Origin of the sequence: Pseudoduganella flava (assembly GCF_007830495.1) — a bacterium.
GTDB classification, from domain to species: domain Bacteria; phylum Pseudomonadota; class Gammaproteobacteria; order Burkholderiales; family Burkholderiaceae_D; genus Rugamonas; species Rugamonas flava.
The window spans coordinates 1-12,211 of the sequence record NZ_VLKW01000010.1; the positions used below are offsets into that span (position 1 = coordinate 1).

Consider the following 12,211-nt stretch of genomic DNA (forward strand, 5'->3'; position numbering starts at 1 on the left):
TCGATGTATTGCAGGGCCGGCGCGGCCGGCGGCGCGGTACCCGCCAGCGCGGCGGCATAGCCCTGTTCCAGCTCGCGCCACAGCAGTTCGATCGACCAGCCGTCGCCGGCGATATGGTGCAGGCACAGCAGCAGCGCGTGTTCGTCGGGGGCGAGCCGGATGACCGTCACGCGCAGCGGCGGCTCATGCCGCAGGTCGAAGCCGCGCCGGCTGTCCGCCTCCGCCCGCGCAGCCAGCGCGCCGGCATCGGTATGCCCGCTCCAGTCTTCCCAGCCGACCGTGAACGCATCGGCCGGCAGCACCTCCTGCCGTGGTCCTTCCGCATACACGGTGCGCAGCACTTCGTGGCGCGCGACCATGCCCTCGATTGCCGTGCGCAACGCCGCGATATCGAGCGCACCGTGCAACCGCACCGCGTGCGGCATGTTGTACGTGGCAGTGATCCCCTCGAGCTGCGCCAGGAACCACAGGCGCTGCTGGGCATACGACAGCGGCATCGCGCCGTCCCGCGCCACCGGCAGCAGGGCCGGCACGGCCTCGGCCACGCCGGCCGCCCGCTCGACCTGGCCCGCAATCGTCGGCGCCTCGAACACGTCGCGCACCGTCAAGCCCAGGCCGGCCGCGCGCAGCCTTGCCACCAGGCGGGCCGCCAGCAGCGAGTGACCGCCCAGTTCAAAGAAGCTGTCGTCCAGTCCGACCGTGTCGCAGCCCAGCACCTCGCACCAGGCCTCGGCCAGAGCGCGTTCGCGGGGCGTGCGCGGGACCCGGCCGGCACCGCCACGCACGGGCACCAGCGCCGGCAGCGCGGCGCGGTCCACCTTGCCGTTCGGCGTCAGCGGCAGCGCAGCGAGCACCTGCAGCGCGGCCGGCACCATGTAGGCCGGCAGCGCCTGTTCGAGCCCGGCACGCAGGGTGACCGGGTCCAGGCCGTCGCCGGCCACGTACGCCACCAGCGCCTTGTGCGCACCGTCGCCGCGCACCAGCGCGACCGCTTCGCGCACGCCGGGCAGCCGGGTCAACGCCGCTTCCACGTCGCCCAGCTCGATGCGCAGCCCGCGCAGCTTGACCTGGTGGTCGGTACGGCCCAGGTATTCGAGGGCGCCATCGGCGCGCCAGCGCGCCAGGTCGCCGGTGCGGTACAGGCGCGCCCCCGGCACGGCCGAGAACGGGTCGGGCACGAAGCGCTCCGCCGTCACGTCGGGCCGGCCCAGATAGCCGCGCGCCAGACCGGCGCCGCCGATATACAGCTCGCCGGTGACGCCGATGCCGACCGGCCGCATGCCGCTATCGAGCACGTACAGCTGCGTATTGGCGATCGGCCGGCCGATCGGCACGCGCGCCCGCGCGTCGGTGCAATGCCAGTGGCTGACGTCCACCGCCGCTTCCGTCGGTCCGTACAGATTGTGCAGCGCCACGCCGGGGTAGCGCGCCAGGAAGCGGCGCGCCAGGTCGGCCGGCAGCTCCTCGCCGCTGCAGAACACCTGCCGCAGCGCCGGCAAGGCTGCGCCGTCGTGCTCGAGGAATGCCTGCAGCATCGACGGCACGAAATGCAAGGTCGTCACCGCCTCGTCGCGCAGCACCTGGTCCAGGTAGTCGGCCTCCAGGTGGCCACCCGGGCGCGCGAACACCACCGTCGCCCCGGTCATCAGCGGCCAGAAGAACTCCCACACGGAAACGTCGAAGCTGAACGGCGTCTTCTGCAGCACGGGTTCGCCCACGCGCAGCCGCCCCAGCTCCTGCATCCACAGCAGGCGGTTGCGGATCGCGCCGTGCGTGTTCATCACGCCTTTCGGCCGGCCCGTGGAGCCGGACGTGAAGATCACGTACGCCAGGTGCGCGTCGTCCAATAGTGGCGCGGTCCAGGCCACGGGGGCATCCAGGTCCAGCGTGTCGACGCAGACCACGGGCGCGCCGGCGCAGGCCGCGGCGTCCGCCAGCACGCTCGTCGTCAGCACCAGTGACAGGCCCGCATCGGCGCCGATCCGCGCCAGGCGCTCGGGCGGGTAATCCGGGTCGACCGGCACGTATGCCGCGCCGGCCTTCAGGATCGCCAGCAGTCCGACCAGCAGCGGCAGCGAGCGGTGCAGGCAGATGCCGACCCGGTCGTCCGGACCGACGCCGCGCGCGGCCAGCAGGGCCGCCAGCGCGTCCGAGCGCTGCGCCAGTTCGCCATACGTCAGCACGGCGCCGTCGCAGCGGGTGGCGACGAGGTGCGGCTGGGCGGCGGCACGCTCGCCGATGATGCCGTGGATGGTCCGCGTGTCGCCGTAGTCGCAGGCGGTATCGTTCCAGCCGCGCAGCACGAGGTCCCGCTCCGCGTCCGGCAGCAGCGCGAGTTCGCCGGCGCTCGCATCGGGATCGTCCGCCAGCGCCGTCAGCAGCACCAGCAGGCGCGCCGCGCAGCGCCGCATCGCGGCGGCGTCGAACAGGTCGGCGTCGTACTCGATGCGGGCGCCGAAGCCGGTGCCGCCGTCCGCCACCAGCAAGGCCACGTCGAGCTGGGCGCCCGGGCTCGGCAGCGGCCGCAGCGCGCACGTTAGTGCGCCGGCCTGGACCTGCCGCGGCTCAGGCCTGCCGTGGAACGGCTGCAGGCCCGTGGCGGTCGCCGGGTAGTACGTGTACAGCGCCTGGAACACGGGCGGAACGCTGCGGTCCGGATGGCGCCCGGCCGCCGCGTGCAGCGCGTCCAGCACGCCGCCCTGGTGATCGAGTGCGGCGGCCAGCGCCGCGTGCACGCCCTGCGCCAGCGCGGCGAACGGCAGCTCCGGCTGCCATGCCGTATGGATCACGGCCGGCTCGACGAAATAGCCGACCGTGTTGTCGAAGCCCGGCAAGTGGCGCCCCGCCATCGGCACGCCGGTGACGACTTCGTCCTGCGCCGACATCCGTCCCAGCAGCAGCTGCCAGGCGGCCAGCAGCAGGCTGCCGGCCGTGACACCATGGCGCCGCGCGGTGAGCCGTAGCCGCCCGCCCAAGCGCGCATCGATGGCAAAGTCCACCGAACCGCCACGGAACCGGCGCAGCGGTGGCCGATTGTGCTCGGTGGGCAGCTGCAGCACGGGCAACGCCGCGGCGAGCCGGCCTTGCCAGTATTCCCGCGCGGCGCGGCCGTGGGCGCTGTTCGCGTGGGCCGCCTGGGAGGCAACGAAGCGGCGGTAGCCGGGGTCGGGCCGCGCCGGCGGCGCCGGGTCGCCAGCCGCGGCAGCGCAATACAGGTCGCCGAATTCTGCGACGAGGCATTGCACGGACCGCAGGTCCACGGCGATGTGGTGGAAGACGAACAGCAGGTGCTCCAGCCCGGCGGACGCCCGGTAATGCACGACGCGGCACACTTCGCCGCGCTCCAGCGCCAGCGGCCGGGCGCACGCCTCGGCCAGCAGCGCCGTCAACGTGCCATCGCCGCCATCGGTCTCGACCTCGGTCAGCGGCAGCGCGGCGGCCGGCAGCACGTGCAGGCCCGCTTCGCCGTCGTCGTCGCGGTAAGCGGCGCGCAATACGGGGTGGCGCTCCAGCAGCGTCGCCAACGCGGTGCGCAGCGGTGCCGCCTCGAAGCGCCCCTGCAGGCACAGCGGCACGTGATATGCCGCATTGTCGGGCGCCTGTGCCCGCAACAGCCAGAGCTGCCGCTGGTGGTCGCTCATCGGCCATGCGTCCCCTTCCTCGTCGTCGGCGGCCAAGGCGGCATGGTCCGTGCCAGCGGCACCGTCCTGCGCAGCGAGATGCTCGCCCAGCGCCGCCAGGCTCGCATCGCCCAGCAGCAATGCCAGCGGCAGCGCGGCACCGCCGCTGGCTTGCACCGCATGCTGCATGCCGGCGATCGCCAGCGAATCGAGGCCCAGCGCGACCGGGCTGGCGGCGGAATCCACTTCGTCCGGGTGCACCCGCAGTTGGCGCGCGGCCAACGTGCGCAGCAGCCGGGTCCAGCCCGCCGCATCGGCGGGCGTACCGGCATCCACGTCGGCTCCGGCCGCGGCATCGAGCTGCCAGCGCCGCTCGGCAACGGTGTTTCCGGCCAGGCTGCCGTCGAGGAAGCGGCTGCGCATCAGCTGCCGCTGGATCTTGCCGCTGGACGTCTTCGCCAGCGTGGCCGGGCGGATCAGCACGATCGCATGGGGCGCCACGCCCAGCGTGCGCAGTACCGCCGCGCGCGCCGCCGCGAACACCGCGTCATGGTCCAGCGTGCGCAGGTGCGTGCGCTCGACTTCCTGCACCAGCACCAGCTGCTCGGCGCCGTCGGTTTCGATCGCGAAGGCGGCACCGGCGCCCGCCTTCAATGCCGGCACGGCATCCTGCACGGCGCGCTCGATGTCGTGCGGGTAGTAGTTCACGCCGCGCAGGATGATCAGCTCCTTCACGCGGCCCGTCACATACAGCTCGCCCTCGTGCAGGAAGCCCAGGTCGCCGGTGCGCAGGTAGCATCCCGTTTCACCCTGCGGCGTGGCGCCGAACGTGCGCGCCGTTTCCGCATCGCGGCCCCAGTAGCCGTGCGCGACGCTGTCGTTGCCGATCCAGATCTCGCCGATCACGCCGTCCGCGCACACCGCGCCGGTGGCGCCGTCGACGATGCGCAGCGCGGTACCGTGCCACGCGCGGCCGCAGCCGACCAGGCGCCGCACCGGTGCGCCAGGCGCCGCCGGCCGCACCAGCGCGGCCCGGTCCAGCTGTTCGGCATCCGCGTCGTACCAGCGCACGCCGGTGCCGCGGCCGCCACCCGAAACGAACAGCGTCGCTTCGGCCAGGCCGTAGGCCGGATACAGGCTGCGCGCATCGAAACCGCACGGCGCGTATTTGTCGGCAAAGCGCCGCAGCGTGTCGTAGCGCACCGGCTCGGCGCCGTTCAGCGCCATGCCCCAGCTGGAGAGGTCGAGCGTGCGCAGGTCTTCCTCGCTGCCCCGCTGGGCGCACAGCTCGTAGGCGAAGTTCGGTGCGAACGCCGACGTGCCGCGGTAGGTGGAGATCGCGCGCAGCCAGCGCATCGGGTTCTGGATGAACGCGGCCGGCGCCATCACGTAGCAGCTGCCGCCCACGTGGATCGTCTGCAGCACGTTGCCGATCAGGCCCATGTCGTGGAACATCGGCAGCCACGAGACCAGCACGCTGTCGGCATCGTGGCCGAAGCCGTCGCGCATCATCTCCATATTGTCGAGCAGGCAGCGATGCGTGACCATCACGCCCTTCGGCAGCGACGTCGACCCCGACGTGTATTGCAGGAAGGCGAGCGTGTCGGCGTCGATGGCGGGCGCCTGCCACGCGGGCGCATCGGCCGGCAGGTCGTCGATGCGGGTGCAGGCGCAGCGCTCGAGCGTTGCCAGGCCCGCGCTGTGGCGCGCCAGCTCGGGCGCATAGTCGCTGATGCACAGCACGTGGCGCGCATCGCAGTCGGCCGCCAGGCCTTCCAGCCGGTGCCAGTATTCGGTGCGCGCGTGCGGCGGATACACGGGTACCGCGATCACGCCGGCATACAGGCAGCCGAGGAAGCCCAGCACGAAGTCCAGGCCGTCGGGGAACATCAGCAGCGCCCGCTCGCCCGGTGCCGCCACCGTGCGCAGCGCGGCGGCGATTGCCCGGGCACGGGCATCCAGCTCGCCATACGTGAGGCTCGCCACGGCCTCTTCGCCATCCTTCAGGAACGTGAACGCCACCTTGTGCGCATGCTCGGCCGCGCGGCGCTGCACGACGTGCACGAAATGCGCGGGGCGGTCCGCGGGACGGGTGGCCGCGGGGAGCGTCCCCGCCTGGACTTCTGTTGCGTGCTCGTTGGTCAGCGATTCCAGCATGATCATTCTCCAGCAACCGTGGACTTCGTCCGTTCATGTTCCGCCCGCGCCGCGGGCGGCCTTGCAGATACGCCCTCCCCTGCGCCGGCAGCCGGCATGAGCATGCCCTGCCCATGACGGGCGAAAGTCCGCTGGGTCGTCGGTACAAGGGGATTGTTGTTCACCGCGGCGCCGCGGGCGCCGCTTGCCGCCGCTTACATCACGAGATCCTCGCTGCGCCGGATATGGCCGGCGGCCGCCAGCTCGTCTTCGATCGTGCGCAGCACGGCGGCGCGCGCGTCGTTGATGAAGAAGTGGCCGCCGTCGAACAGGTGCACGCGCGCGCCGGCGGTGCCGTGTTCGGCCCATGCCGCCACGGTCTCCGGCGGCGTCGTCACGTCGTCGCGGCCGCCGAAGATCGACAATGGCACCGGCAACGGCGGCTCCGGCCGGTAGCGGTAGGTGTCGTGCGCCGCGAAGTCGGCACGGATCGTCGGCAGCAGCAGCGCCATCAGCTCGTCGTTCTGCAGCAGGCCGTCGTCGGTGCCGCGCATGCGCCGGATTTCGTCCAGCAGGTCGGCGTCCGGCAGGTCATGGTAGGGCCGGCGGTCGAGCGGCAGCGACGCGGCGCGCCGCCCGGACAGGATCAGGTGCCGCGGCAACGGCAGGCCCTGCCGGCGCAGCCAGCGCGCCAGCTCGAAGGCGACCAGCGCACCCATGCTGTGGCCGAACAGCGCGAACGGCCGGTCCAGCCCCGCCGCCAGGGCCGTGCCCAGCTGCTCGACGATCGTTGCGATGTCGCGCAGCGGCGCTTCGCGGAAGCGGCTCTCGCGGCCGGGCGGCTGCACGGCCACCACCTCCAGCCGGGCGGACAGCGCCGCGCCCCACGGCCGGAATGCGGAAGCGCCACCGCCGGCAAAGGGAATGCAGATTAATCGCAATTCCGGCTCGATTCCCGGATTGAATGAAACAAACCACGGCTGCGCCATAGCGAACTCACCAAATAAAATTAATACGCGGGCCGAATTTAATTCGTGCTCATCTTGGCGCGCAAACTGATTGGACGCATATCGATCCAACGTTCGCTTATATAACGCAAGCAGGTTTCCTTATCACCCGCCGGTCCCGCGTCATGCCAGCCCAGCGCATTCTCGCGGCCGGCAGGCCACAATGAGTATTGCCCTTCGTCATTTACGACGACCTTATAGGATTCCTGAAAGCTGACGTGAGACATGACATCCCCCTGTTGATATAGCGAAGGTAATCAATGAGCGGGCAGGCGCACGGCCACCCGGCCGCGTTCACGCGGAACCCGGCTGCTTGTGTTCCCCGCCAATGTGGCGCCGGCTAACGGCGATCAGCGGGTGGAACGAGGCCTCGGCGGAGGCAAGAGAGGGCCGAGCGATCGCTGGGCCGGCAACGCAAGAGCGGTCTCGGGCACGGAGCCCGTCGAAACGGACGCGAGCTTGGAATCACTCGTATCCGCAGTGAAATCCGGGACGTCGCCATCGCTATCCGGCTCGCCCTCGGTGGTGTCATCGGGCCTGCCGCTGCCCGGCGCCCCCGTATGCCGGCCGGCACTGGCACCGGCGGCCACGGCGGCTTCCGCCATCTTCAGTGTGACCGGCTGCGCCACGGCACCGGCCGCCGCGGCCGGCAGCCGTGCATGGGTCGGTCCCGCCGCCGACGCGCTTGCTATTGCAAGCACCGCCAGCGTTGCAGCGAAGACGAAGCATTGAAGAAAAATGGCAGCCCTTTTAAACATGCGATGGAGTCTAGCACCGATTTTTTGCGCTGCGCGGATGTAATCGAAAAAAATTTACTTTTTACAAATTTACGACACTCGTGCAAGCTTGTTGGAATGGATGAGCTTGATTTATAAGGGTGCCGATCACTTTTAATTCAATAGCCGTCGCAAAATCGTTTACAGGCGCAAACGGCGTCATATATGATTGGGCGGCATTTCGTACAGGCGTCTTTCTGCACGGTCTGGCACCCCGTGCATTCATCAGCCGGATTCCTTCCCCATGAGTACACGCAGTTCCCAATCGACGCGATTCATATTCAGGCGCGGCGCCGCGCTGGCGGGCGGCATTGTCGCAATCGGCCTAGCCGCAACGTTCGCATGGCGCGACGAAGCGCCGGCGGCACCGGCGAGCGCCCCCACGCTGCAATTCACGGCCCAGGAAGTGGTCACGGCCAGCGTCGGCCCGGTCGGCCGCGTGCTGGAGTTCTCCGGTCCGCTCGTGGCGCCGGCAACGGCCGTCGTCAAGACCGACGTCGCCGCCACGCTACTGGCGTTGCAGGTCAACGAGGGCGCCCGCGTGCGCGCCGGCCAGGTAGTGGGCCGGCTCGACCTGGCCGACCTGCACACCGAGATCGACCACCGCCGCGCCGCCGTCGCGCTGGCCCGCGCCACCCTCGACGAAGTCACCAGCCACCACAAGGCCAATGAAACGCTGGCCGAGCGCCAGTTCATCTCGTCGACGGCGCTGCGCGCCTCCCGCGGCAAGCTCGAAGTGGCCCAGGCCCAGCTCGATGCCGCCCGCGCGCAGCTGGCGACCGCGCAGGTCAACGAACGGCAGGCCGCGCTGGTGGCGCCGATCGACGGCATCATCGCCAGGCGCCACGCGGTCCCGGGCGAGAACCTGTCGGCCCACCAGACCATCTTCACGATCGTCGACCTGGCGACGCTGGAGCTGGCCGGCACCGTGCCCGCCCACGAGGCCGCGCAACTGCGCGCGGGCCAGCGCGTATCGCTGACCGTCGATGGCGCCGGCGAGGCGCTGGCCGGCCACATCCAGCGCATCGCGCCGCACGCCGAGCCGGGCACGCGCGGCATCGGCGTGACGGTGGTACTGCCCAATGCCGACGAACGCTACCGCGCCGGCCAGTATGCGCAGGCGCGCCTGGAGATCGCCGACCCGCAGCCGCGCATGACGTTGCCCGCCACGGCCGTGCTGCGTTCGGCCGGCCAGGAATACGTGTGGGTGATCGAGCACGGCAAGCTGGTACGCCGCGCCATCATCACCGGCTCCGGCCTGGCCGGCACGGGCCGCGTGATCGTGCTGAACGGCCTGGCGCCGCAGGCCCAGGTGCTCGCCGTGCGCTTCGACAATCTGCGCGAAGGCACGGCGGCGCGGCTCGCCGGCACGGCCGCCGCCCAGGCGTCCACCACCGCCGCGCGCTGACCCGGCACGGCGCGGCGGCGCCGCATACGCCCACTGCACAGCGCCCGCGCGCTTGCCCAACCAGACAGGAAGCCAGCCATGTGGATCACCCGCGTCTCGATCAACAACCCGGTACTTGCGGCGATGGCGATGCTCGCCCTGCTCGTGCTGGGCCTGTTCTCGTACAGCCAGCTGCGCGTCGAGCGCCTGCCGGACGTGGCGCCGCCGATCGTGACGATCGCCATCGCCTATCCGGGCGCCTCGCCGGGCGCGGTGGAGACTTCCGTCACCCGCGTCGTCGAACGGGCCGTCAACGGCGTCGCCGGCGTCAAGCAGATCCGTTCGGCCAGCCGGGAAGGCAGCAGCCAGACGTTCGTCGAATTCACGCTCGATACCGACATGGACCGCGCCGTGCAGGAAGTGCGCGACAAGGTGGCGATGCTGCCGCCCGCGCTGCCCGAGGAAGCGAAGCCTCCCACCGTCACGCGCATGGGCTGGGAAAACGACCTGCCGGTCGTCTACCTGTCGATGCTGGGGCGCGAGCGCAGCCCCAGGGAGCTGTCGATGCTGGCCGAGCAGGTCGTGCTGCGGCGCCTGGAACGGGTGGGCGGCGTCGGCCGCGTGGACGTCGGCGGCATGGCCGTGCGGCAGGTGCGCATCGAGCTGGACGTGCAGCGGCTGATCGCCAGCCAGCTCACCGCGGCCGACATCGTCACGGCCCTGCGCCGCACCAACACGGACATGGCGGTGGGCCTGATCCAGGGCGCCGAGGCCGATGCGATCGTGCAGGTGGAGGGCAAGATCGCGGACGCGAAGGACTTTCGCGACGTCGTCGTGGCCAGCGCGCAAGGGCGCGCCGTGCGCCTGATGGATGTGGCCACCGTCGTCGAGCGCGAGCGCGAGCCGACGACGATCGCCCGCGTGGACGGCATCCCCGCGGTGAACTTCGACATCTACAAGCAGCAGGACGCCAACATCATCGACACCGGCGAAGGCGTCAAGGACGCGCTGGCGGAGCTGCGCAAGGAACTGGGCCCCGGCATCGACCTGAAGGTGATTTATGCTGACAGCGACTGGACCCGCGACTCGCTCGACGGCGTGAAGCGCACGCTAGTCGAAGGCGCGCTGCTGACGGTCGTCATCGTGTTCCTGTTCCTGCACAGCTGGCGCAGCACCGTGATCACCGCGCTGACGCTGCCGATCTCCGTGATCGCCTCCTTCATCGCCGTGCATGCCTTCGGCTACACATTGAACTTCATGACGATGATGGCGCTCTCCCTGTGCATCGGCCTGTTGATCGACGATGCGATCATCGTGCGCGAGAACATCGTGCGGCACACGCGGCTGGGCGTGCCCCATCGGCGCGCCGCGCTGCTGGGCACCGAGGAGATCGGCCTGGCCGTCACGGCGACCACGCTGACGATCTGCGCCGTCTTCGTGCCGATCGCCTTCACCAAGGGCATCGTCGGCATGTTCTTCGCCTCGTTCGGCGTCACCGTGGCGGCCGCGGTGCTGGTCTCGCTGTTCGTCAGCTTCACGCTGGACCCGATGCTGTCGAGCGTGTGGCACGATCCGCCGGCCGCGGCCCGCTGGCCCGTACTCGGCCGGCTCACGGCCGGCATGGAACGGAGCATGGCACGGCTCGAGACGGGCTACGCGCGGCTGCTGCGCTGGGTGTTCTCGGCGCGCCGCTACCGGTTGTGGTGGCCGTCGATCGGGCTGTGGCGCAGTGTGCGCGAACGCCGCCTTGCCGCATTGCGGCCGCGCCGCGCGACGCTGACGCCGCGCGGCATCGTGCTGTGGATCGCCGCGTCCAGCCTGGGCCTTGCCCTGCTGCTCACGCCGCTGGTCGGCACCGAGTTCATGCCCGAGACGGACAACGGCTTCATCTCGGTGCGCGTGACGCTGCCGATCGACACGAGCCTGGAACGGGCGGACCGCAAGATCGCCCAGGCGGAACAGGCCATCCGCGCCAACCCCGAGGTCAGCCTGGTCAGCACGACGATCGGCCTGGGCCGCCTCGGCGAAGGCCGCAACACGGCCAACCTCGATATCCGCCTGCGCGAACGCGCCCAGCGCAGCCGCACCCAGAAGGAGATCGAGAACGCGATCCGCGACCGGCTGGCCACGATTCCCGGCCTGCAGGTGTCGATCGGCAGCCGGCCCGTGAACGTGGCGCTGCTCGGGCCGGATCCGGACACGCTGACCGCGCAGACCGCCCGCGTGGCGGCCCGCATCGCCGAAATTCCCGGCGTGGTGGACCTGGAGACGTCCGTCAAGCCCGGCCTGCCGGCCCAGGCCGTGCGCCTGCGGCCGCTGGCGATGCAGGAGCTGGGGCTGACCGCCAGCGACCTGTCGGTGAGCATGCGCAGCTACGTCAACGGCGAGATCGCCACGTACTGGACGGCGCCGGACGGTGAACAGGTCGAGGTGGAGGTGCGGCTGCCGCGCGACCGGCGCACGGCGTTGACGGATCTGGCCGGCCTGCCTGTCGCCTATGCCGCGAACGGCACGCCGATCCAGCTCGACAGCGTGGCCCGCTTCGTCCCCATCTTCAACCCCGAAGTGATCAACCGGCAGGACCTGCAGCGCCGCCAGGTGATCCATGCGAACGTGCGCGACCGCGCGGCCGGCGACGTCAACGCCGACGTGAAGGCACTGTTGAAAACGATCGTGCTGCCGCCCGGCTACCGCTTCGACGTGGGCGGCAGCTCGCGCGACCAGGACGAGGCGCTGGCCGACGTGGCGTGGGCGATCGCGTTGTCGGTGATCTTCGTCTACATCGTGCTGGCATCGCAGTTCGGCAGCTTCCTGCAACCGCTGGCGATCATGGCCACGCTGCCGCTCGCGCTGATCGGCGTCGTACTGTCACTGCTGTTGACGGGGTCGACGCTGAACCTGTTCTCGATGATCGGCCTGATCATGCTGATGGGCCTCGTCACGAAGAACGGCATCCTGCTGGTCGACTGCGCCAACCTGGCGCGGCGGGCCGGCGCCGGCGTGACGGAGGCGCTGCAGCAGGCGGGGACCACGCGCCTGCGGCCGATCCTGATGACGACGGCGGCCATGGTATTGGGCATGCTGCCGCTGGCGTTGGCGCTCGACGAGAGCGGCGAGCTGCAGTCGGCGATGGGCCGCGCGATCATCGGCGGCGTGCTGGCATCGACCTTGCTGACGCTCGTCGTCGTGCCGGTGCTGTACAGCTACCTGGGCCGCGCGAGCGCCGTCGCGCAGCCGCACGCCGCGCTGCCGGACAGCGAACCGGCCGGCGCCTGACCGCTCGCG

At 70.7% G+C, this 12,211-nt stretch carries 6 protein-coding genes; 3 read left to right on the forward strand and 3 right to left on the reverse strand.

What is annotated here, in order from left to right; translation table 11 throughout:
- The 3 genes from IP92_RS22340 to IP92_RS22350 form a co-directional block, all read right to left on the reverse strand.
- Positions 1-5,777 (reverse strand): non-ribosomal peptide synthetase (locus IP92_RS22340; protein ID WP_158644360.1); only part of this gene is annotated, 5,777 nt, incomplete at its 3' end.
- A 194-nt stretch (positions 5,778-5,971) separates the two neighbouring features.
- On the reverse strand, positions 5,972-6,697 hold the full coding sequence (locus tag IP92_RS22345; RefSeq protein ID WP_158206632.1) for a thioesterase II family protein: 726 nt from the start codon (positions 6,695-6,697) through the stop codon (positions 5,972-5,974).
- Positions 6,698-6,783: 86 nt separating this feature from the next.
- A complete protein-coding gene (locus IP92_RS22350) occupies positions 6,784-6,990 on the reverse strand; it encodes an MbtH family protein (RefSeq protein WP_145879347.1) in 207 nt (68 codons plus the stop codon).
- Positions 6,991-7,222: 232 nt separating this feature from the next.
- Here IP92_RS22350 and IP92_RS22355 point away from each other — a divergent pair, with 232 nt between their 5' ends.
- From IP92_RS22355 to IP92_RS22365, 3 genes are all read left to right on the forward strand, one after another.
- A complete protein-coding gene (locus IP92_RS22355) occupies positions 7,223-7,495 on the forward strand; it encodes a hypothetical protein (protein ID WP_145879348.1) in 273 nt (90 codons plus the stop codon).
- Between the two features lie 288 nt (positions 7,496-7,783).
- The gene (locus IP92_RS22360) at positions 7,784-8,947 is read left to right on the forward strand and encodes an efflux RND transporter periplasmic adaptor subunit (protein ID WP_145879351.1); all 1,164 of its coding nucleotides are present in this window, start codon (positions 7,784-7,786) and stop codon (positions 8,945-8,947) included.
- 78 nt (positions 8,948-9,025) lie between these two features.
- On the forward strand, positions 9,026-12,202 hold the full coding sequence (locus tag IP92_RS22365; protein WP_145879353.1) for an efflux RND transporter permease subunit: 3,177 nt from the start codon (positions 9,026-9,028) through the stop codon (positions 12,200-12,202).
- Positions 12,203-12,211 lie beyond the last annotated feature (9 nt).

What these genes read in the sequence shown, in the direction of transcription:
- IP92_RS22350 (WP_145879347.1), bottom strand. Translation starts at nt 6,990, where the DNA reads ATGTCTCACGTCAGCTTTCAGGAATCCTATAAGGTCGTCGTAAATGAC.
- IP92_RS22360 (WP_145879351.1), top strand. Translation starts at nt 7,784, where the DNA reads ATGAGTACACGCAGTTCCCAATCGACGCGATTCATATTCAGGCGCGGC.
- IP92_RS22365 (WP_145879353.1), top strand. Translation starts at nt 9,026, where the DNA reads ATGTGGATCACCCGCGTCTCGATCAACAACCCGGTACTTGCGGCGATG.